The sequence below is a fragment of the Bacteroides clarus genome, assembly GCF_015555825.1.
GTDB classification, from domain to species: domain Bacteria; phylum Bacteroidota; class Bacteroidia; order Bacteroidales; family Bacteroidaceae; genus Bacteroides; species Bacteroides clarus.
The window spans coordinates 502,890-523,383 of record NZ_JADNLF010000001.1 but is presented as its reverse complement, the minus strand read 5'-3'; the positions used below and the strand labels follow the sequence as shown (position 1 = coordinate 523,383).

22 protein-coding genes, 1 tRNA gene and 1 pseudogene are annotated in these 20,494 nt (G+C 40.6%); 10 read left to right on the top strand and 14 right to left on the bottom strand.

Annotation, left to right across the window (positions count from 1 at the left end; translation table 11 throughout):
* Positions 1-258: 258 nt before the first annotated feature.
* From I2F54_RS02125 to I2F54_RS02090, 8 genes and pseudogenes are all read right to left on the bottom strand, one after another.
* Positions 259-1,140: a hypothetical protein gene (locus I2F54_RS02125; protein ID WP_195500412.1), complete on the bottom strand. Its 882-nt coding sequence runs from the start codon at positions 1,138-1,140 to the stop codon at positions 259-261.
* Between the two features lie 129 nt (positions 1,141-1,269).
* Positions 1,270-1,988, bottom strand: a pseudogene (locus tag I2F54_RS02120) (hypothetical protein).
* 4 nt (positions 1,989-1,992) lie between these two features.
* The gene (locus I2F54_RS02115) at positions 1,993-2,910 is read right to left on the bottom strand and encodes a relaxase/mobilization nuclease domain-containing protein (RefSeq protein WP_195500411.1); all 918 of its coding nucleotides are present in this window, start codon (positions 2,908-2,910) and stop codon (positions 1,993-1,995) included.
* On the bottom strand, positions 2,876-3,259 hold the full coding sequence (locus I2F54_RS02110) for a MobC family plasmid mobilization relaxosome protein (protein WP_195500410.1): 384 nt from the start codon (positions 3,257-3,259) through the stop codon (positions 2,876-2,878). The genes I2F54_RS02115 and I2F54_RS02110 overlap by 35 nt, the downstream gene beginning before the upstream one ends.
* A 147-nt stretch (positions 3,260-3,406) precedes the next feature.
* On the bottom strand, positions 3,407-4,372 hold the full coding sequence (locus tag I2F54_RS02105) for a toprim domain-containing protein (RefSeq protein ID WP_195500409.1): 966 nt from the start codon (positions 4,370-4,372) through the stop codon (positions 3,407-3,409).
* Between the two features lie 164 nt (positions 4,373-4,536).
* Positions 4,537-5,610, bottom strand: a complete 1,074-nt coding sequence (locus I2F54_RS02100; RefSeq protein ID WP_195500408.1) for an AAA family ATPase — start codon at positions 5,608-5,610, stop codon at positions 4,537-4,539.
* A 5-nt stretch (positions 5,611-5,615) separates the two neighbouring features.
* Positions 5,616-5,903, bottom strand: coding sequence for a helix-turn-helix domain-containing protein (locus I2F54_RS02095; RefSeq protein ID WP_149946031.1), 288 nt, complete (start codon positions 5,901-5,903; stop codon positions 5,616-5,618).
* Between the two features lie 124 nt (positions 5,904-6,027).
* Positions 6,028-6,936: a hypothetical protein gene (locus tag I2F54_RS02090; protein WP_007479974.1), complete on the bottom strand. Its 909-nt coding sequence runs from the start codon at positions 6,934-6,936 to the stop codon at positions 6,028-6,030.
* A 646-nt stretch (positions 6,937-7,582) separates the two neighbouring features.
* Here I2F54_RS02090 and I2F54_RS02085 point away from each other — a divergent pair.
* Together I2F54_RS02085 and I2F54_RS02080 are read left to right on the top strand one after the other, a co-directional pair.
* Entirely contained in the window at positions 7,583-7,780 is a 198-nt protein-coding gene (locus I2F54_RS02085; protein ID WP_032571534.1) for a hypothetical protein, read from the top strand.
* A gap of 106 nt (positions 7,781-7,886) precedes the next feature.
* The gene (locus tag I2F54_RS02080; protein WP_195500407.1) at positions 7,887-8,885 is read left to right on the top strand and encodes a phage/plasmid replication domain-containing protein; all 999 of its coding nucleotides are present in this window, start codon (positions 7,887-7,889) and stop codon (positions 8,883-8,885) included.
* Between the two features lie 102 nt (positions 8,886-8,987).
* Here the strand turns inward: I2F54_RS02080 and I2F54_RS02075 are convergent, their stop codons facing one another.
* Positions 8,988-9,470, bottom strand: a complete 483-nt coding sequence (locus I2F54_RS02075) for a hypothetical protein (RefSeq protein WP_005804045.1) — start codon at positions 9,468-9,470, stop codon at positions 8,988-8,990.
* An 89-nt stretch (positions 9,471-9,559) separates the two neighbouring features.
* Here I2F54_RS02075 and I2F54_RS02070 point away from each other — a divergent pair, with 89 nt between their 5' ends.
* Positions 9,560-9,796 carry a helix-turn-helix domain-containing protein gene (locus I2F54_RS02070; RefSeq protein ID WP_017141732.1) on the top strand — a complete coding sequence of 79 codons (237 nt, stop codon included), beginning with the start codon at positions 9,560-9,562 and terminating at the stop codon, positions 9,794-9,796.
* Between the two features lie 5 nt (positions 9,797-9,801).
* Here the strand turns inward: I2F54_RS02070 and I2F54_RS02065 are convergent, their stop codons facing one another.
* Positions 9,802-10,020, bottom strand: coding sequence for a hypothetical protein (locus I2F54_RS02065; protein WP_016268865.1), 219 nt, complete (start codon positions 10,018-10,020; stop codon positions 9,802-9,804).
* A gap of 131 nt (positions 10,021-10,151) precedes the next feature.
* On the opposite strand from I2F54_RS02065, the gene I2F54_RS02060 reads away from it, so the two are divergent.
* The 3 genes from I2F54_RS02060 (at position 10,152) to I2F54_RS02050 (ending at position 12,704) form a co-directional block, all read left to right on the top strand.
* The gene (locus tag I2F54_RS02060) at positions 10,152-10,778 is read left to right on the top strand and encodes a recombinase family protein (protein ID WP_195500406.1); all 627 of its coding nucleotides are present in this window, start codon (positions 10,152-10,154) and stop codon (positions 10,776-10,778) included.
* Between the two features lie 214 nt (positions 10,779-10,992).
* Complete coding sequence (locus I2F54_RS02055) at positions 10,993-11,148, top strand: hypothetical protein (RefSeq protein WP_005804039.1); 156 nt, start codon at positions 10,993-10,995, stop codon at positions 11,146-11,148.
* Complete coding sequence (locus tag I2F54_RS02050) at positions 11,145-12,704, top strand: recombinase family protein (protein WP_195500405.1); 1,560 nt, start codon at positions 11,145-11,147, stop codon at positions 12,702-12,704. The genes I2F54_RS02055 and I2F54_RS02050 overlap by 4 nt, the downstream gene beginning before the upstream one ends.
* Here the strand turns inward: I2F54_RS02050 and I2F54_RS02045 are convergent.
* Positions 12,670-12,753: transfer RNA gene (locus I2F54_RS02045), tRNA-Leu, on the bottom strand. The two genes, I2F54_RS02050 and I2F54_RS02045, sit on opposite strands and share 35 nt — an antisense overlap.
* Before the next feature lie 157 nt (positions 12,754-12,910).
* Here I2F54_RS02045 and I2F54_RS02040 point away from each other — a divergent pair.
* The gene (locus I2F54_RS02040; RefSeq protein ID WP_009122220.1) at positions 12,911-13,996 is read left to right on the top strand and encodes a mannose-1-phosphate guanylyltransferase; all 1,086 of its coding nucleotides are present in this window, start codon (positions 12,911-12,913) and stop codon (positions 13,994-13,996) included.
* A 95-nt stretch (positions 13,997-14,091) separates the two neighbouring features.
* On the opposite strand, the gene I2F54_RS02035 is transcribed toward I2F54_RS02040, so the two are convergent.
* The 3 genes from I2F54_RS02035 to I2F54_RS02025 form a co-directional block, all read right to left on the bottom strand.
* Positions 14,092-14,484: an HIT family protein gene (locus I2F54_RS02035; protein WP_195500404.1), complete on the bottom strand. Its 393-nt coding sequence runs from the start codon at positions 14,482-14,484 to the stop codon at positions 14,092-14,094.
* A 53-nt stretch (positions 14,485-14,537) separates the two neighbouring features.
* On the bottom strand, positions 14,538-15,002 hold the full coding sequence (gene greA, locus I2F54_RS02030) for a transcription elongation factor GreA (RefSeq protein ID WP_009122218.1): 465 nt from the start codon (positions 15,000-15,002) through the stop codon (positions 14,538-14,540).
* Between the two features lie 190 nt (positions 15,003-15,192).
* Complete coding sequence (locus I2F54_RS02025) at positions 15,193-16,344, bottom strand: TlpA disulfide reductase family protein (protein WP_022218452.1); 1,152 nt, start codon at positions 16,342-16,344, stop codon at positions 15,193-15,195.
* A gap of 199 nt (positions 16,345-16,543) precedes the next feature.
* Between I2F54_RS02025 and pnp the strand changes: the two genes are divergently transcribed.
* The 3 genes from pnp to I2F54_RS02010 all read left to right on the top strand — a co-directional run bounded on the left by pnp (position 16,544) and on the right by I2F54_RS02010 (position 20,476).
* The gene (gene pnp / locus I2F54_RS02020; RefSeq protein WP_118466968.1) at positions 16,544-18,694 is read left to right on the top strand and encodes a polyribonucleotide nucleotidyltransferase; all 2,151 of its coding nucleotides are present in this window, start codon (positions 16,544-16,546) and stop codon (positions 18,692-18,694) included.
* A 169-nt stretch (positions 18,695-18,863) separates the two neighbouring features.
* Positions 18,864-19,424: an RNA polymerase sigma-70 factor gene (locus I2F54_RS02015; protein ID WP_118046125.1), complete on the top strand. Its 561-nt coding sequence runs from the start codon at positions 18,864-18,866 to the stop codon at positions 19,422-19,424.
* A 119-nt stretch (positions 19,425-19,543) separates the two neighbouring features.
* Complete coding sequence (locus tag I2F54_RS02010; protein ID WP_162614291.1) at positions 19,544-20,476, top strand: FecR family protein; 933 nt, start codon at positions 19,544-19,546, stop codon at positions 20,474-20,476.
* Positions 20,477-20,494 lie beyond the last annotated feature (18 nt).

The window sequence follows — 20,494 nt, the reverse complement described above, 5'->3', positions numbered from 1 at the left end:
TGCAATAAGATTACATGATCAAACTTTATTGCTATCTTTGCAGAAAGATTTTTAATTAGTAATTATGGAATATAAAGTAGAATATATATACAATGGAAAGAAAGATACTTATTATGTATCAATTAGCCATACCGTCAATTTAACATCAAGTGATATTTTATTCTCTATACAAAGAGAACTGAAAAAATTTCTTGGGTACTGTTCTTCGATTGACAGTTTACAAATTTTATCCTATACACCTCGTATATAAGCGATAGCTTACAAAAATGTCATATCATTCAAACGAAAATTCAAATGATAGCCATAAGCTAATGAATCATTAATACTCCGCTCAATATTGCGCTGATATTGCATTGATTCATTTAAAATCTTATCGGTAAGAAATCTGACGATAGCTTCTTTATGCATTTGTTTATTATACAGATTTTTTGCCTGATTTCTGATTTCTGTTGTCTTTTTGACAGCTTCTTGACGATAGGAAGTTAAATCCCCAAAACTTTCAAGCATTTGCTCCCAAGGACAGAATCCTCTATCATGAAATATTTCTTCGTGGTAAGGTGGTAATATTGTGTCTACATAAACATCCCTTACATATTTAAAATTTTTCTCAATTATAAATTTTCCAGTTTTTCTATCTCCTCCATAGCTAACCCAAGCAACATCATCATCTCCAGGTTTATATATATGCCCAGTTACAACCTCTACACTATAAGAATCTATAGCTTTAAAGATATCGTAATTGTCAATATAATCATCTATATTATTAAGTATATCATATTCTTCTTTCATTCGTTTATGCAAATCTTCTTCCATTAGCTGCGGATGGCAATAATGAATAAGAGATATATCACTAACAAGTAGATTTTCTTGGTGTGTTAAAAGCTCATCTTTATAGTTGAAAATAGTATCAAGTGCATACGCTTCAACTCTTCCTGAAACTGCAGATATTCTAACTTTAAAAGAAACAAATGTGTTAGGTTTGGGATTCAATATATTAGAATTTTTTATATGAAAGAAAATGTCTCGCTTGTACAGCACCATAATATAGCCATACTTTTTAACTTTATCATATGATTTAATAATCCCAATATATGGATATGGAGATACCTTCAAAGATGGAGATGTATAAGTCTTAGCCATAGTATATTCTTTCAAGTTTATCATTTAGTTCAACAAATATAGACAAAGTGCAATATATCACGAACAATATACTGCACCTTTCTCTATCTATTAGCAAACTTTAATATTGCAACTTACATATCCTACTTTTTATTGCTTACCCAGCTTATCGGCTTCCTTTTTCAACCGCTCGGCTTGTTCATTGAGCAGCCTTACACGTTCCAACGCTTCCGCCTGCTTCCTGCTGCGGTATTCAAAACCCGTCACCGAATCAGTCAGGCTATGGATGAAAGCGTTATCCCGTTCCCTGCTGAAATTCGTTTCCAGCAAATCAAGACAGCCCCCATCCGCTTCCCCTTTCATCAGAATGTAGCGGTATTTCATATCGTTGTCCTGCAACTGCTGCATACGTTCAGCCAAACGGACATTCAAGAATATGGAAACGGAACAGATAACCAGCACTGCCGAAAAAAGGAACAATCCCGGACGAATCCAAGAAGCGACCTTGTTGTAAATCCGTTGATAGAGCGGTAAGGGCGCAGCTTCCTCTTTATCCGTCTTGCAAGAGCCCAAAGCATCAATCATTACCTTGAAACAACGGTAGGTTTCCAATACTATTTTCTTGGTGTCCTCGATATGTTTCTGCTGACCTTGCATCCTGTTCCTTATCTCGTCAAGCTGGCTTCGGATAGCTGCAAATCCTTTTCGGGAACAGCCGGGTTACTGTGCAGTTCCGACAATGCCTGTTCGATTGTGTTCAGCCTTTCAAGAGTTTCCTCCCGACTGGCTGGCGTTACCTGTGCTTCCTGCTTCTCTTTCAGTTCTGTAACCATTGAAAGAAGCCCCTCTAAAATCAAATTTTCCTCCATACGCTTATAACTTTAGTTGTTTTTTCTTCTTCTTTCTCAAAAAGGAATCATCGGGCATTTCATCAGCCGGAGAGGATGAAGCGGAGAACAGACCGCCCAAGCCTGCCAGTAACGGATTGTCGGCTTTGCCCGGTGTCTGCGCTGGCTCCTGAACAGGTACGGAAACTGTCTGTCGGTAGTTTCCGGCAGCGTTCAGTCCTGCATCCCCGAAACATTTATCCAGTTTGGAGAAACTGAAACTACGGTCTATCTCCGAACCCTTGAACGTGTATTCACCTTTGGAAAAGGATATGCCCTGCACTTCGTTTGTCTGCCCTTTGTACTTGAACCGGATAGTAATACCCTTTTCCGCTAACCGCCCCTGTAACTGCTGCCAGTTTCGGGATTTGCCGATTTCATTCTTTACAGCGTTGTAAATCTCGTATTTCGATTTGTCCGGCTCTTTCAAGCGGTGCTGCTTTACCTGTTCTTTCCCACTAGCAAAATAAAGCCCGTGTTTGGCTTTCAGCTTCTTGCATACCTGCTCGTTGCGGTACATATCGTTCCTGTCCGAAATGGTCTTGCCGTTGTTGTCAATACGGTTGAACACGATATGCACATGTGGGTGTTCCCGGTCTTGGTGGCGCACGATGATATACTGCGTATCGGCGATTTTCATTTCACGCATGTACTCTTGCGCAAGCTGTATCATTTTCTCGTCCGTCAATTTGGGCGCATCCACTGCCGAATAGCTTAGCGCAATATGTCCGACTGGCTTTTTCAAGTCGGGATTCATCCCGGTTTGCATACAGAAGCTGCGGATTATATCTCCCCGGCTTTCTGTCAGTACCCCGTCCGCATGGAGTAAAGCCGCTTGTTCCTTGCCCAACACATAGTTTACGCAGCCCTTAAACCCGCTTCCCTTTTTTATTTTTCCAATCATCCGACAACTGGTTTATAATTTCGACAATCCTGTTTTTTAATTTCACCAGTTCCACCGCCACCAGTGCGAAACCTCCGGCATTCGCCCGGTGCGCCAGTTGGTTGATGTTGTTGGCTTCCCCTGCCAGCTTGCGGATGGTGTCCGCATCCTGCCTGTTCAGCCGGGGTATGACCTCTGCCGAAACAACCGCCCGCCGGACATACTCACTGATACGCAACCCGGCTTCCCCGGCTCGCTTCCTGATGGCGTAATACTGCAACTCGGTCAGCTTCGTGCTGACTACCCGTTGCTGCTTCTCTATCCGTTTCTTTGCCGGACGTCCCCCCGGCTTATCTTTTATATTCGTCATAGGTTTTTACATTTAAATGGTATCTTAAAAATTGCGACCAACGGGAGAAATTTTCTTTGCTGTCAAGCAAAGAAAGGTAGTTTCGGTCTACCGAAACATAACCTTGCTCTCCAAGTTAAACCGCCTGCCGCTGGTAATCCTACCGGACTAAATACCCCTGCCCCTTTTCTGTCTTGGGGCGGTACGTTGTCCGGTTTCCTGCTTTATCGCCTGCGCTTGGCTGGTGCTGTTCTTCTGTTCCTGCTTCCTGCCGCACAGGTAATCGTTCAAGTCCGAATACCCCCTGTAATTGTCCGAGAAGTCACGCACACGGTAGGAGTATTCCAATTCGATAGCCCGTGTCGCTTCATATCCTGCCTTGTCATTGTCAAGCATACAGTGAATGCGTTCATACGGGTACAGCACGTCAATGGCTTTCGGCACATTGACAGTAGAGTTGAGTATGACATAATCCTGCCTGTCAAGGTCGGGCATGGTCGGACAGTTCTTCATCCGGAGCGTGAGGAAAGAAAGATAGTCCATAAAACCCTCGAATACCAAACACTTCTCTCTCGGCTCTCCCTGCTGCCGTATATGGGTGATGTCTTTCGGGGCGATGCAGCCTTTAAAAAAGGAATTGCGAACCTCGTAACCTCCTGCCATGTTCGGGAAACCGATAGCAAAGAACGGTCTGCCGTTATTGGTAAAATGGAGTTCCTTACATTCTCTTTTTGCCAGTCCGATATTAATACCCCGTCCCTCCAAGTAACGGAGCAATGCCGGATGGGTCAAGTCACGGACTTCCAAATGTTGGAAACTCGGTTCTGTCCTACGCTGGGGAAAAGAAAAACAGACCGGGCGGACGTGCGGTGTCTGTTCCGCTATCCGGTTTAACAGGTATGGCAGGCTGTCGGAACAATAGAGTTCCTTTGCCAGTGCGATGATGTTACCGCCCTTGCCTGCGCCAAAGTCATACCAAAGGTTGCGGTCAGTATTCACCTTGAAAGACGGTTCGTGTTCCTCCCTTAACGGTGATTTGTACCATAAGCCGTTGCCCTGCTGCTTGACAGGAGAGTAGCCTAAACTGTGCAGATAGTCTGCGATGGGTATTTGTTTCACATCTTCGATGTTCATAACATTTTCTTTTTTGGGGATTAAAAAATAGTTGAAAAGTGCGCCAGTCCTGTTTAGTCCGTTATATATATACCCGTACCATACTAAACCTGCTTGTTACCAATACAGGGAAATAGTTAGTCCGTTCCTCTTATATATACACCCGGACTAAACCAAACTGACTTTTAATAATGGAAATCGGGATTATAGCGGTAGCCCTTGCCCTCTTTCACAATCATACGCTTGTTCACAAGGAACTTGTTAAGTTCCACATGGATATTGCGTCCACGCTTATAGCCGATACTCGCATAACCCTGTTTCAAGGTCTTTAGGACATTCTCGTAACCATATATAACCTGTTTGCCAAAACCGTTTTCCAAAGCTGTCCTGTGTTGTTGCTCCGTCAGTTCTGCCAGTGGAAAGCCCCTGTCTTGGCTGGGCTGCTTGAATACATAACCGTCCACAGCTTCCGGCAATGCGCTGTCGTTGATACGGAATGCGAACGGGTCAAACTCCCGGTCACGTATGTGCATCGCCTTTACCTCACTTATGTTGCCGTCCTGCGTGCTTTTGGTAATTTGCAGGACGGTTTCAGCCTTGTTGTTCAGTTCCGTACCGATATGTCCCCTTGTATTGTCATCCCCCTTGTTTAAATGTAGAACAGTATGGATATGCAGGTTATATCCGCTTGACCAGCGCATCAAGAGGTTGATTAGGTCGGTTGATTCGCTGGGGCTGTTGATGTCATACATCAAGTCACGGATTCCGTCAATGATGAGCAACCCCACATCGGGCATATTTTCAAGCATATAGCCAATAATCTGTTTCCGCTTGTCGGGTGTCTGCTCCCTTAGCACGATGAAAATAAAATCGTCCCTGTCCTTGTCGGTAGGTAGTCCGGCAAGCCGCAAAATACGCTCCATGACCTTGTGGCAATGGTATTTGCTCTGCTCGGTATCTACATAGAGGATTTTCCGTTTGTTCGGTGGCAGGTATGCCGAATACTTCAGTACCTCGTCATTCTTCAACGCTGCCGCAACGATAGCGGAAATGTTGAATGTCTTTTTGCTCTTGGCTTTACCCGTGGATGCGCTGAAATTACCCAGCGTGCCAATGGTAGAGCCGTTCACCCAGAGTATTTCGGGCGGTACTTCGTAAGTGTCCGTTACCTTTAGATGAATGGTTTTCCAAAGGGCTGCGAAATCCTCTTTCTGCATGGTGACGTCCTGCCCGGCTTCTGTCGCTTTTCTATTTTCCATAGCCGTTATTTCTTTAGAGGATGGTTAAGGATATACTTCTGCGCTTCCTGCTCTATCTGCGCCTGCGTCTTGACCGGGTTCTGACGTAACCATGCTTCCAACTCCGCTTTCTCAAAATAAAGCATTTTGCCCTGCGGCTTGTAATGAGGTATCAAGTTACCCGAAGTCAGCTTGTACAGGTAACTTTTAGAAAGGTTCAAAAACTTGCTCGCTTCATCGAAGCTAAGCACGTTCTTTGAAAGGAACAACATTTTTTCGAGTTCGGAAACTCTTAACTCTAAATCTCTTTCCATATTGTTTAGGAATTTAGGTGAAACAATATGAAGGTGCGCACCCTCGTTTTTTTGTTAACGGGGGCAAAGTTAAGAGCTTGAAAATGAAGTCTAATTGACCTTTGTTTGAGCGTTCAATCTATGCTCAACCTTTTTGCAGTTGTTTGATGTATTTGTCTATGATTTCATATCCTTTCGGATAGATGTTTTTTGCTTGGTCTGTCGCACTCGACAGGTCAGTACGTGTAAGCGGTTCACCTTTTATCTTCTTCAATATCAGCTTATTGTTTGCTATGACAGACTGCCATTCATAAACGATGTAATTATAACAGCTAAGTTGCATCATAAGATAGGCTAACAGACGGGTATTATTAACTTTCAATACCCCATTCAGTTTGCAGTTGAAAAAATCGGTAAGTATTTTGGCACTGACGGTAGTAGTAAACATATTCGCTTCATTCACACAGTCGGTCAGAAGTTTGATTTCATTAGCTTTCAACGTGGACTTGAAAGGATTGCTTTTGCCCACAATCTTGGTTGGATTAGTATCTGCACTTTCCTCTTTCTCTTTTGGCAAGGCTTGCTCTTGGATGGCAACCGCATCTGTATGGTAATTGCTTTCCTGTTCTTGCAGATAGCGCAAATATTTGGAAAGCACGACAAGATTAACGATAATGGACAAATAAGGAAGCCGCCCATCATAACAGGACGGTTCATGCAAATATGCATCCATATCAAAATCAGAGCAGCGGAAACCGATATACTTTTTTCTTTCATCAGAATTCAAGTCCTCAAAATAACCACTTTCCCACAAAAAATCGGGAATATCCATGTCCAATACAATGTTACGCACGACACGGTATTTTTGTTGGATGGCTACAATATTTTCAGTCACACGGAAAATTTCTTGCCGCAAATAATCCTTTAGCTGGGCTTGCGTCAAATATTCACGTTTTAAAAATAGTGCATCTACTTTAGTTTTATAGTCATGCGCTATACAACTATCTAATATCTTCTGTATTTCTCTGAAATTGGTTTCTATATGATTTTCCATAATCGTGTGCCTTTAAACGTTCTTACTACAAATATAAGGTAAGAATCTCACTTTTCCCGAAAACATCGGCAATAATAAGGAAGAAAAGATAAGGTAATAGTTAAGAAATCATAAAGACGCAGGGAGAAAAACTATAAAAGTACACCTTTTCTTTGTATTCGTCATTCAGTACACATTTAGTACGCCCTATGAAAGTAGAAAACCCTGATAACCAAGCGATTATCAGGGTTTATTCGTACCCTTAACCGTTCTGTTCTCGAACCAATTCCTACATGATTTGGACTTAATTTGGGAACTACGGGAATGGATACCAATATAAAAGCCTACCTTTTATATTTAGATTACATCATTTCAAATTAACTATTTCTCAGCCACAAAGATAAAATATTTAATGATACAAAGCAAGTATGGTAAATAACATATTAGTTTGTAAGTGAATTAAGGTTTATCTCTTATGTGGTTAATAGACAAGACATAGCACCGTAACTCGGCTCTTAAAATACCCCATTTTAGCAGGTATGGTTAATAAGAACAAACGACTCTGTATCTAAATTTTCTGGTCCAGATATTTTTTCTGTGAAATCAACCTACTATTCTTTACATTCTTACTTCATTTTACTATTTATCTGGTATAAAATCAATTAATATGGATAATATAGGAAAAAGAATGTATCGCAATCTTGGAGACGATACCAAAGCAAAAATCAGTCAATCATTAAGAGGTAGAAGTAAGTCAGCTTCGCATATCCAAGCAATATCACAAGGCATGACTAATTACTGGAAGACTATACCAGTCAAACCAGATGATAATCCAAGTGATAAAACAGAAAAAGAGGGGCAATAACCCCTCTCTTTTCATAATCCTTTGAAATATTCCATTATCAAAGGGGGAAATTGTAGCCTACAGAGTACATTTCCCACAAGAATAAAAGAATAACTTTAATTTTTTAATGAAATCGCAATATGAAAAGAAACGATTAATCACTTTTGATAGAATTAAAATTAAATCCAACTATAAATATCTTCTTGCTACAAAAGTGAAGTTTAATGAAATGTTTCATTCACGTAGTGGAGAAAGAATAGGTATATTTTACAGTTCTAAAGATGATATAAATATATCTTATAACCTTTATATAGCTGTCAGTTATGTAAAACAAACCTTAACTCTTGAATTTTCCAGTAAGATTTTGAAAGAAAAATATCCAGACTTAATTTCAAGAGATACAATTAAAGAATGTCTAACCAATATAAACCAACTAAATATTTGTGAGATTGACGTAGATAGTATCTTATTAAATGGGGCAATTACATCAGTAGATGTAACTTATGACGCAAACCTTATTCTAAGTGACAATCTTCTGGACGTTCTTAATTCGCAAGTAAACAACTATAGACGCTTCAAGTGGGCACATTACGATAAAGAGGGCATCACTTTTACAAAAGATGTGAAATCCAAAGATTGTACGGAGACAATCACCTTATATAATAAAGAAAAAGAAATATGTACCAGCCACAATAAAGACTTTTTAAATAGCCTATCACAACCACAATCAATAATAGACTATTTCAAAGAGAAAACCAGATTTGAAATTACATTAGACACGCCTAAAAAGATAATGAAGTATCTGAATTTAACTGATACCAAAATATCTAGTGTCCTAAACTCTGACACAAACCCTATTCTTATTCTATTTGACAAGGTTTTTGGCAACTCCACAGCCAATATACCAAACACTATTTTTGACGATTACGAGAATTGGGCGATGAAAATCATTCTTGAAAGGTATAATGGTGACTTAAAACTACTGGAGCAAGATGTTAGGAACAAATTCAACTCACGCAGTGGTGCAAGTAAACGAATGAAAAAGTTTGAAACGGTTTATCATGCAATGACATCAGCCTCAACCAGCGAAAACCCTATTGAAAAGATACGTAATCTGTTACTTTGATGAGGCTTGTGTATCAAAACAAAAAGTGTATCAATATAATCTATCAAAAGACCTATTGATACACTTCTTTTTGTGTCAGTTTAATCTAAAAGATTATTGTGATTAATTCTTATGATAAAGAACTCTACCTTTTATCGTATATTCACCACCATTTTTTGTAAACTTAAAATCATCATAACGAAGCGTTATACTTTCAGAGGTAACATTATCCACAACGACTTTTCCACCTACCGTAGTATAAGTATAGCTAGAGCCTAAATCTGTATTTTTTACAAATTCTTTAACTTTAGCATTAAGTTCCATTCCGTTAGTTAGCTTATCTACACTAGCAGCATCATTACTTGCAATCGTAAAGTAACTTATATCCATAAGACTTTCTGGATTACTAAAGCCTGCTTCAAAACTAATAGACTGGCTATAAGAGTTGTACGACACAGATGCAGACTCATCATTAAGGTACTCTTTACCATTGATAATAATGGTATTTTCAACTTTTCCATTGTCATTGTCATCATCACTGGAACAAGACATAAACACACTAGTAGTTAAAAGAACTACAAACAAAATAAATACATTCTTTTTCATCTTATAAGAGTTTAATTAATTAAGAATTTATTAGTTATCATATATGATAACCAGTCTGCAAAGATAAGCCCTTTCCTTTGTTATCACAAATGATAACTATAGAAAAAATGAATGAACAGCAACTTTTCATTAAAATAGGAGATAAAATAAAGGAAATAAGGCTTGAAAAAGGAATAAGCCAACAAGACTTGGCAGCTAAATGCAACTTTGAGAAAGCTAATATGTCACGGATTGAAGCAGGGCGCACCAATCTAACAATAAAAAACGCATATAAAATAAGTCTTGCTTTAGGAGTTAGACTAAAAGACCTATTGGATGTAGAATAACTATTTTACTTTTTAGGCATCGTTATCAAAAAACCTTTTCTTATAGTACACAGAGAGTTCTGGTACGGCTTTTCTTCTTTCAATCCATAATTTCTTAATGTCCCCAATGCGATACCCAAGTCTTTAGGACTGAATTTCGTATAAATTGCAGAGAGTGAGCCAAAATAGTAATGCTGTCCGTTGTATTCAACGTGAACAACTGTTCTTTCTTGTTTATTATCCATATTGTGCATATTTTACTCCACAAAGAAATGATAAATATTTAATATTTACCATATCTCTAGCCTTATTTAACACCAGAAATGATTTATATTAAATATACATCACTATCTTTGCATCATAAACAAGTAACACCATGAAAAAAGTAGTAATATTTGCAAGAGTATCAAGCACCAACGGAACACAAGACTATGAACGTCAAATAAATGATTTGCAGACATTAGCCTCAGCAAACAACTGGACTGTTGAGGCTGTATTTGCAGAAAAGGTATCTGGAGCGAAAAAGAATACTGAACGCATAGAATTAATGAATATGATAAACTATATCAATTCACACAACATACATAAGGTACTAGTAACCGAATTGTCCAGACTTGGACGTGATACTTTACAAGTTTTGCAAGCTATAGAGATACTCAATCAAAACAAAGTATCAGTATTCATTCAAAATTATAATATTGAAACGCTTACTCCAGAGGGAGAAATCAATCCTATGAGCCAGTTTCTTATCACTATACTTGCCGAAGTAGCACGAATGGAACGCAAAACAATTCGTGAACGTGTGGCAAGTGGTTATCAGAACTTTCGTAACAGTGGCGGTAAGGTAGGACGAAAAGTTGGATATAGTAAAAGCAATGAAACCATGAAAGAAGAATATGCAGAAGAAATTAGACTATTGAAAAGAGGGTATTCACTGCGAAATACCTCAAAACTGACGGGAACAAGTATCAACACCCTTCGAAAATTAACCCAATTAACATAATTTACGTATCAAAAGTGGTAATCGTATCTATAGGTCGTATATTTGCAATGTTGGTACATCAATTCACTTTAAAAAATATCTTTTACTTCAAACAATGAATGATATATGGGGCAAGAAGCACATTCATGCCTAAGCACTTACTTGCCTTGTGGATTGATTGAATGTGTAAGAATAAGTTGCATCACACATTGCAACACAATAATACCAGTATCTAATGATACCACTGGAACAATGCGCAACAATACTCAATAAAGGTAAAAAGAAATACGATAATGAGAAAGTAAAAATAATTAGACAGTATCTATACCTATTAGCAGAATTGCAGATAGAGAATGAAAAAATAGAATTAACTAAAAAACAAGAATTATGAATGTAATAATATATTGCAGAGTAAGTTCAGACGAACAAACATTAGGAGCCAGCTTAGACGTACAAGAAGAACGCCTACGGAAATATTGTAACCAAATGGGATATAACATCATTAACAATATCCCATACAGAGAGGATGAGAGTGCTAAAACATTTGAAAAACGCCCTGTCATACAAGGAATAATGAATTATATACGTAAAAACAAAGGTAGAGTAAACAAATTACTATTCTTACGGTGGGATAGATATTCACGAGACATTATCAGTGCCAGTGAGAACCTAAAAGAATTACTTAAATTGGGAGTTGAACCAAATGCAATCGAAGCACCTTTAGACTTCAATTCAGACACTTGGCCCCTATTATTGGGAGTACACATAGGCTCGGCACAATGCGACAACATCAAGAGGTCAAAAGCCACAATGGACGGTATTCATGGAACATTGGCAAAAGGAAAATGTGCTAATAAAGCACCAAGAGGATATAAGAATGTACGTATTAGCAAACATGAAACCCATGTAGAAATAGATACCAATACAGCACCATTTATACAAGCCATGTTTAAAGAAGTGGCTAAAGGTATTGAAACACCTTGCTATATCCGTAGGAAGTTTGCTAGAAAAGGATATAATATACCCGAAAGTTCATTTCTTGAAATGCTACGTAACAAATTTTATATCGGTAAAATTCGTGTGCCAGCCTACAAAGGAGAACCCGAATATTATGTAAACGGTGAACATGAAGCAATTATAGACGAAGAAACATTCTATAAAGTTCAAGAGATTTTGGACGGTAAAAGAAAGAAAACACCCAAACTATCCAAAGCCATAAATCCCGATTTGTATTTGCGGAAGTTTTTAATCTGTCCCGTATGTGGTTGTGCCCTAACTGGTGCGACAAGTTCGGGCAATGGCGGCAAATACACCTACTACTTTTGTTGTAACAATCAAAAACATATAAGAATGAGAGCAGAGAACGTAAACGAAGAGTTCGCTCGATACACAGCCCAATTAAAGCCCAATAAAACGGTATTGAACTTGTATAACGAAATTCTAAAGGATTTGCAAAACGAACGCAAAGGAGAAAGTAAGAAAGAAGTAGTAGCACTACAAAATGAACTTTCTACTGTCCAAAAACGCATCAACAGCATTGAAGATAAATATCTGGACGGAGATTTAACCAAAGAAGAATATAACAGAATGTTGGAGAGATACACCAAAGAAGCCTCAACCATACAACAACAAGTTGAAATGCGTGAGAACCCTAACCGTAGTAATATCGAACCAAAACTAAACTACTCTATCAATCTGATAAACAATATAGATAGCTATATAAGAAATGCGTCTGTAGGGGTGAAGATTAAGCTAATAAGTTCGATGTTTCCCGAAAAAATCGAATTTGACGGAAAAACATATCGAACCAATTCTTATAACAAAGTGCTTGATTTAATTTATCAGCAAACCAACGAGTTACGAGGAGTAGAAAAGAAAAACGGAGAGAGTTTTTCAACTTTCTCCGCCTCAGTACCCAGACCCGGGGTCGAACCGGGATGGAAGTGAATCCACTGGTGTTTGAGACCAGCGCGTCTACCGATTCCGCCATCTGGGCATGCTTGATTTCTCAAATGCGGTGCAAAGATACGGCTTTTTTTGAAACCTGCAATACTTTCTGCAAAAAAAGGCGAAAAAAGTAAGAAAATATCCTGCAAACATTCCTTGTTTATAAAATATGCAGTACTTTAGCAGAAACTTTTAAAACATTTCATATGATAACCAATAAGGATAATTTCTGTGTAATCATGGGTGGTGGAATCGGTAGCCGTTTCTGGCCTTTCAGCCGTAAAACTCTTCCGAAACAATTTCTAGACTTTTTTGGCACAGGGCGTTCATTATTGCAACAGACATTTGATCGATTCAGCAAAGTAATTCCTACAGAGAACATACTGGTTGTAACCAATGACTTATATGCAGACTTAGTAAAAGAACAGCTTCCCGAGTTAAAACCTGAACAGATTTTATTAGAGCCTACTCGTAGAAACACAGCTCCATGCATTGCATGGGCCGCCTATCATATCCGCGCATTGAATCCGAATGCCAATATAGTAGTCGCTCCTTCAGACCATCTCATCCTAAAAGAAAGCGAATTCCTTTCAGCCATAGAAAAAGGTTTGGCATTTGTTGCAAAATCGGACAAACTTCTAACTCTTGGTATCAAGCCCAATCGTCCGGAAACAGGATATGGCTATATACAGATAGCCGAACACATAGACAGCAACTTCTATAAAGTGAAAACCTTTACAGAAAAGCCCGAACTGGAATTAGCCAAGGTTTTCGTAGAAAGCGGAGAGTTTTATTGGAATGCCGGTCTCTTTATGTGGAATGTCAATAGTATCATCAAAGCCGGTGAATCACTTCTGCCCGAATTGGCGACCAAACTGGCAGCCGGAAAGGATGTATACGGAACACCGGAAGAAAAGAAATTCATAGACGAGAACTTCCCTGCATGTCCTAATGTATCCATCGACTTCGGTATTATGGAGAAAGCAGATAATGTATATGTATCATTGGGCGATTTCGGCTGGTCTGATTTAGGAACATGGGGCTCCTTATACGACCTTTCTCAAAAAGATGAATCGGAGAATGTTACTCTGAAATGCCAGTCTCTATTATACAATAGCAAAAATAATATTGTCGTTCTTCCGCAAAACAAACTTGCCGTCATCGACGGATTGGAAGGCTACCTCATCGCTGAATCGGATAATGTACTGCTGATTTGCAAAAAGGATGAAGAACATTCCATACGTAAGTATGTAAACGATGCTCAAATCAAACTGGGAGATGATTATATTTAAACGATTCTCCGATAACAGGAAAGTATAATAAAAAGCGGTAGTTGAATACAACAACTGCCGCTTTCATTTTTATATAGGGGAGGAAATAAAATCTATCAGAGTGCCATGCGAATGGCTTCGGCTACCTCCTTAAATTCTTCATCTGTCAATTTCAGCTTCGGATTGGAGAAAATCATATCCTTTTCGTCTTGCATAGGAATCAGATGGATATGTGCATGAGGGACTTCCAAACCTAAAACAGCTTCACCTACTTTCTTGCAAGGAAAAGCCTTACCGATAGCCAATGCCACTTTCTTTGCAAAGATATGCATTGCAGCCAAATCCTCGTCGCTTAAATCAAAGATATAGTCCACTTCCTGCTTGGGAATGACCAACGTATGACCTTTCACCAACGGATTAATATCAAGAAATGCAAAGAATTTATCATTCTCCGCTACCTTATAGCAAGGTATCTCACCTGCGATAATTCTGCTGAATATTGTTGCCATAACTTTATATATGTATAAAATAAGGCAAGCCCGCATACGGACCTGCCTTTCCTTTAAAACGATATGTTTACTACTTCCAGATTAATCATACCCTGCGGAACTTTAATTTCAGCAACATCACCCACTTTCTTGCCAAGCAAACCTTGTGCAATCGGAGTGTTTACAGAAATCTTGCCCTCTTTCAGGTTGGCTTCGCTTTCAGACACAATAGTATAAGTCATCTTCATACCATTTTTCACATTCTTCAGTTCCACCTTATTCAATATCTGTACACTGTCGGTCTTCAACTTGGACTCATCAATAATCTTGGCATCGGCAATCACCTGCTTCAGTTTATTGATTTTCATTTCAAGAAGACCCTGAGCTTCTTTTGCTGCATCATATTCCGCATTTTCCGACAAGTCACCCTTGTCACGCGCTTCAGCGATAGCTGCCACAATTTTCGGGCGTTCTACCGTTTCCAGCTGTTTTAAATCGGCTAACAATTTATTGTAGCCTTCTTCTGACATATAAGCCATACTTTTCCTCCTTCTTATTTATATTGTTTTTTTAATGGTATTATAAACAAAAAAGAATTCCAACATGGTCAGCATGCTGGAACCCTCTTTCCTATTTTCCTTTGCAAAGATAGCCTTTTAAATAATGCGTGTCAAGCAAAAAGTAGTGCTTTGTAACATATTTAAATGAAATCTTCTAATTTATAACACGTTACAACAGAGCCTTCACCGCTGCATCCAAATCTTTAATTGACTCACCACGAGCACTTAATTCACTCTTTTTATTGATAAGGAAGACAGCCGGAAGCGACTGCACATTATAAGCGGCAGCTATGCTGGAATACACCCCATTGGCATCACGCACACATACCCAAGGCAAGTTATCAGCGGTTGTTTTCCAATAGTGCTCATCCGCATCCAAAGAAACCTGATAAATCTCCAAACCTTGTCCGGCATACTTGTCATACAAATCACGCAGCATATAATTATGTGTAGGGGAAACCGCACTCTGATAGATTGTAAAATCCAAAATGACAGCTTTGCCCTTCAAATCACTCAACTTATGCATATTACCTTTCATATCGCGCAAGTTAATGTCGATGATGCCCGTTTCCGAAACAGCTTCTGTAGGAAGCTCCACTACCTTTTGCTGCGGAGCTCGGGTATTCTTCATTCCCTTTATCACGATATTATAAAGATTCTTTGAACGGTCGGCATGCGGATAGTAGTTATTCAAGCTGGTTGCCACAGCGGCAAAACATTTCACATCATCTTTATTGTTCAACGGGTCGAATATCAGATAATTATTCAGCTTCTGGAACAAAGCAAAATAAGCGGCAGCCGTATTGGGAGCAGCAAAAATATAATTTATCTTCACTTCATCCTTATAGTTCTTCATCAATGTAGCAAGGCTGTCTTCAAACACATCCGCACCCATCTTATGCGCCTGCATGCTCTGAATCAACGCATTCACATTGGTTTGCAACTGCATTTGTTTCATGGTAAGTTCTTTTATCTTCGCACTGTTGGCCGATCCCTCTACGGTATAAGCCGTAGAAAAATCCGTATACGGTGCATTCAATCGAACTGTTTCCGTAGAATCTATGGAAAAGTTGATCACCTTGTCATCCACCCGCAAACGATAAAACTCCGGAGATACCGGGCGCGTCTGCTTGAAAGCAAACGTACCGTTACCTTTCAACTTGACAGAATCCAAAGGAACAATACCTTCCAAAGCCGAAGCTTCCAGATAAAGCGTCTTGCCGTCAGCACCGGATATTTCGCCTTCCACTTTAAATTTCGGTTCGGAATCACATGCGCTCAGGCCCAGAGCAGCCAACGCTACAAAAAGAATCTTTTTCATATTTCGTGTATTTTTCTAAAAAGAACGTGCAAATATACTCCTTTTCACGGTTAGTCAAAGCATTTTCCCGCTTCTTACACTTATAAAAGTGCAAAAAACAGCTAAATACAAACTTTTTATCTCATTCCCACCGCATTACACGAATAAAATATGTATCTTTGCGGGAATTTTGAAAGAAAATAGATATAAAACATTTTTTATGATTAACCCAATTGTTAAGACGATCGAGCTTCCTGATGGCAGAACCATCACGCTCGAAACGGGAAAGCTGGCAAAACAGGCAGACGGTTCTGTAATGCTTCGTATGGGCAACACCATGCTTCTAGCTACTGTTTGTGCCGCCAAGGACGCAGTTCCCGGAACAGATTTCATGCCGTTACAGGTAGAGTACAAAGAAAAATTCTCCGCATTCGGACGTTTCCCCGGAGGTTTTACAAAACGCGAAGGTCGCGCTTCCGATTATGAAATCCTTACTTGCCGCCTCGTAGACCGTGCTCTCCGCCCTTTATTCCCCGACAATTTTCATGCAGAGGTATATGTAAACATCATCCTCTTCTCAGCAGACGGCGTTGACATGCCGGACGCATTGGCAGGACTTGCAGCTTCTGCCGCCCTCGCAGTTTCAGATATTCCTTTCAACGGACCGATTTCCGAAGTACGTGTAGCGCGTATCAACGGTGAATTCGTTATCAACCCTACCTTCGAGCAACTGGAGAAAGCCGATATGGACCTTATGGTAGGCGCCACTTATGAGAACATTATGATGGTAGAGGGTGAAATGGACGAAGTGTCCGAAAAAGATTTGCTGGAAGCCATGAAAGCCGCTCACGAAGCGATCAAGATACAATGTAAAGCCCAGATGGAGTTGGCAGAAGAGGTCGGTTCTACCATAAAACGCGAATACTGCCACGAAGTAAACGACGAAGAGCTCCGCAAGGCTGTTCACGACGCTTGCTATGACAAGGCTTATGCAATCGCCGCTTCCGGCAATAAGAACAAGCACGAACGCATGGATGCTTTCGATGCCATCCGCGAAGAATTCAAAGCGCAGTTCAGCGAAGAAGAGCTGGAAGAAAAAGCTCCGCTTATCGACCGTTACTATCACGATGTTGAGAAAGAGGCCATGCGCCGTTCTATCCTGGACGAAGGCAAACGTCTCGACGGACGTAAGACTACCGAAATCCGTCCTATCTGGTGTGAAATCGGTTATCTGCCCGGCCCTCACGGCTCCGCCATCTTCACGCGTGGTGAAACCCAGTCTTTGTCTACCGTTACTTTAGGAACAAAACTGGACGAAAAGATTATCGACGACGTTTTGGAACACGGAAAAGAACGTTTCTTGTTGCACTACAACTTCCCGCCGTTCTCTACGGGTGAAGCTAAAGCACAGCGTGGCGTAGGCCGTCGCGAAATCGGTCACGGTCACCTTGCATGGCGTGCATTGAAAGGACAAATTCCTGCCGACTATCCGTACGTAGTACGTGTAGTATCCGATATTCTCGAATCAAACGGTTCTTCTTCCATGGCTACCGTATGTGCCGGAACATTGGCTCTGATGGATGCCGGTGTAAAAATCAAGAAACCCGTATCCGGTATCGCGATGGGATTGATTAAGAACGCAGGCGAAGAAAAATATGCCGTACTGTCCGACATCCTCGGTGATGAAGACCACCTTGGCGATATGGACTTCAAGGTAACCGGTACAAAAGACGGTATCACTGCTACCCAGATGGATATCAAGGTAGACGGTCTGTCTTATGAAATCCTTGAAAAGGCATTGCTGCAGGCTAAAGAAGGACGCGAATACATTCTGAGCAAAATCACCGAATGTATCGCGGAACCGCATGACGACCTGAAACCGCATGCTCCCCGTATCGAAACCATGACTATTCCTAAAGAATTCATCGGCGCTGTAATCGGCCCGGGCGGAAAGATTATCCAAGGAATGCAGGAAGAGACCGGCGCAACGATCACCATTGAAGAAATAGACAACATCGGTAGAATTGAAATTGCCGGAACCAACAAGAAATCCATTGACGACGCAATGCGTATCATCAAGGGTATCGTAGCCGTACCGGAAGTAGGCGAAGTCTACAAAGGTAAAGTACGTTCCATCATGCCTTACGGTGCATTCGTTGAGTTCTTGCCGGGTAAAGACGGTTTACTCCACATTTCCGAAATTGACTGGAAACGTTTGGAAACGGTAGAAGAAGCCGGAATCAAGGAAGGTGACGAAATCGACGTGAAGTTACTCGACATCGATCCGAAAACCGGTAAATTCAAACTGTCCCGCAAAGTATTGCTTCCAAGACCGGAAAGACAAGAAAGACCGGAAAAGAAAGAAAAATAATCCTTATATAATAAGGATATATAAGCCCGACAGCCTGCTGTCGGGCTTTCTTTTTACCCTCTCACACAACGGAAGTCAAAAAAACAACAAACATTGTTTGCATATTACGAAAAGATTGCGTTGTTTTGTCATACGAAACCTTAAATCGTACGAAAAAACCCCAAACCGAATGTCCGATCTTACCAGATTACATGCAATGGACCTTTTCTCGCGTTTTTTCCAAGAGAACCAAGAAAAGTTCCTGACTTTTGCTTACTCCTATCTCAGAGATAAAGCGGAAGCCGAAGATGTGTTAATGGAATCCATGATTGCTTTATGGGAGAACCGCGAACGCTGGGAAGAAGGCAGTAACCTGCACGCCTTGTTACTGACCATTATCAAGAATAAATCCCTCAATCTTTTAGAACACAAACAGATACGGCTGCGAGCGGAAGAAGACATCGACAGCCACAGCCGGCGGGAGTTGAACTTACGTATATCGACCCTGAAAGCCTGCGAACCCGAACAGATATTCAACACCGAGATACAGCACATCGTCCATAAGGCATTAGAGCAGATGCCTCAGCAGAGCCGTACCATTTTCATGCTAAGCCGTTACCAGAATCTCCCCAACAAGCAAATCGCAGAGCAGTTGAACATCTCGCTGAAAACCGTAGAGGCGCATATCACCAAAGCCCTACGCATACTGCGATTAGAGCTGAAAGATTACCTGGCTTCCATACTCCTCTAAACATTAAAATCACTTTTATTCAAAAAAGTCCCATATTTCGATAGGGTTGTCCACATCTCATCGGTTATATATACAGAAGGGCACTGAAAGCTCTCCTTTTAACCAAGCGACTTTTTATGATGAATCAGGAATTACTATATAAATATTTTAAAGGAACAGCCTCCATTGAAGAGGAAAAGCAGATTCTGGATTGGGTTGAAGCCTCCGAAGAAAATCGGGAGGCCTACCTGAAAGAACGTATGCTGTTCGACGTATCCCTATTCTCCACAAAGCAAGACAGCAAGAAAAAACCGATGCGCCTCATGCCGATGCTCCGCTGGACGGCACGTATCGCGGCAGCTATCGTCATTGCCGTATCCGGTTACTATATGACCACAGATTATATATATAATAAGAATGCACAACCTCAAACCATTACCGTTCCTGCCGGACAACGCGCCCAAATCACGCTTGCCGACGGCACACGCGTATGGTTGAACGCCCAATCAACGCTTACCTACGCCTCCAACTTCGGCCGCAAAGAACGCAACGTAGAACTGGACGGCGAAGCCTATTTCGAGGTTACCAAAAACAAGAAATTACCATTCTACGTACATACGGAGATGAATAAGGTAAGAGTAGTCGGCACCTGCTTCAACGTCTGCGCATACAAAGGCAGCAAAGAGTTCGAGACAACACTGGTAGAGGGTATCGTAGATATTTATCCAAGCTGCAACGACCAGGTAATCACCCGCCTGCAAAAAGACGAGTTCTTCGCCAACTATGACGGACGCTGCAAGAAAACGATTCTCCCCTCATACGAGTATCTCCGCTGGAAAGAAGGATTGTATTGTTTCGACGACGTCCCGTTCAGCGGCATTTTAGATAAACTCGAGAAATACTACAATGTAAAGATAAGCGTTACCAGCCCCAGACTACTGACCCACGAAGGGCTGACCGGCAAATTCAGGGAGCAGGACGGCATCGAACACATCTTGCGAACCATCTCCAAAGAACATCCGTTCAAGTTCAGCATCAATGAAGCGAAAGACTCGATAATCATATATGAATAAATAAGAACCTTTAAATTT

Bases quoted from the DNA above. Each gene is read 5' to 3' on its own strand.
- I2F54_RS02125 (WP_195500412.1), bottom strand. From the start codon at position 1,140: ATGGCTAAGACTTATACATCTCCATCTTTGAAGGTATCTCCATATCCA.
- I2F54_RS02115 (WP_195500411.1), bottom strand. From the start codon at position 2,910: ATGATTGGAAAAATAAAAAAGGGAAGCGGGTTTAAGGGCTGCGTAAAC.
- I2F54_RS02110 (WP_195500410.1), bottom strand. From the start codon at position 3,259: ATGACGAATATAAAAGATAAGCCGGGGGGACGTCCGGCAAAGAAACGG.
- I2F54_RS02105 (WP_195500409.1), bottom strand. From the start codon at position 4,372: ATGAACATCGAAGATGTGAAACAAATACCCATCGCAGACTATCTGCAC.
- I2F54_RS02100 (WP_195500408.1), bottom strand. From the start codon at position 5,610: ATGGAAAATAGAAAAGCGACAGAAGCCGGGCAGGACGTCACCATGCAG.
- I2F54_RS02095 (WP_149946031.1), bottom strand. From the start codon at position 5,903: ATGGAAAGAGATTTAGAGTTAAGAGTTTCCGAACTCGAAAAAATGTTG.
- I2F54_RS02090 (WP_007479974.1), bottom strand. From the start codon at position 6,936: ATGGAAAATCATATAGAAACCAATTTCAGAGAAATACAGAAGATATTA.
- I2F54_RS02085 (WP_032571534.1), top strand. From the start codon at position 7,583: ATGGATAATATAGGAAAAAGAATGTATCGCAATCTTGGAGACGATACC.
- I2F54_RS02080 (WP_195500407.1), top strand. From the start codon at position 7,887: ATGAAATCGCAATATGAAAAGAAACGATTAATCACTTTTGATAGAATT.
- I2F54_RS02075 (WP_005804045.1), bottom strand. From the start codon at position 9,470: ATGAAAAAGAATGTATTTATTTTGTTTGTAGTTCTTTTAACTACTAGT.
- I2F54_RS02070 (WP_017141732.1), top strand. From the start codon at position 9,560: ATGATAACTATAGAAAAAATGAATGAACAGCAACTTTTCATTAAAATA.
- I2F54_RS02065 (WP_016268865.1), bottom strand. From the start codon at position 10,020: ATGGATAATAAACAAGAAAGAACAGTTGTTCACGTTGAATACAACGGA.
- I2F54_RS02060 (WP_195500406.1), top strand. From the start codon at position 10,152: ATGAAAAAAGTAGTAATATTTGCAAGAGTATCAAGCACCAACGGAACA.
- I2F54_RS02055 (WP_005804039.1), top strand. From the start codon at position 10,993: ATGATACCACTGGAACAATGCGCAACAATACTCAATAAAGGTAAAAAG.
- I2F54_RS02050 (WP_195500405.1), top strand. From the start codon at position 11,145: ATGAATGTAATAATATATTGCAGAGTAAGTTCAGACGAACAAACATTA.
- I2F54_RS02040 (WP_009122220.1), top strand. From the start codon at position 12,911: ATGATAACCAATAAGGATAATTTCTGTGTAATCATGGGTGGTGGAATC.
- I2F54_RS02035 (WP_195500404.1), bottom strand. From the start codon at position 14,484: ATGGCAACAATATTCAGCAGAATTATCGCAGGTGAGATACCTTGCTAT.
- greA (WP_009122218.1), bottom strand. From the start codon at position 15,002: ATGGCTTATATGTCAGAAGAAGGCTACAATAAATTGTTAGCCGATTTA.
- I2F54_RS02025 (WP_022218452.1), bottom strand. From the start codon at position 16,344: ATGAAAAAGATTCTTTTTGTAGCGTTGGCTGCTCTGGGCCTGAGCGCA.
- pnp (WP_118466968.1), top strand. From the start codon at position 16,544: ATGATTAACCCAATTGTTAAGACGATCGAGCTTCCTGATGGCAGAACC.
- I2F54_RS02015 (WP_118046125.1), top strand. From the start codon at position 18,864: ATGTCCGATCTTACCAGATTACATGCAATGGACCTTTTCTCGCGTTTT.
- I2F54_RS02010 (WP_162614291.1), top strand. From the start codon at position 19,544: ATGAATCAGGAATTACTATATAAATATTTTAAAGGAACAGCCTCCATT.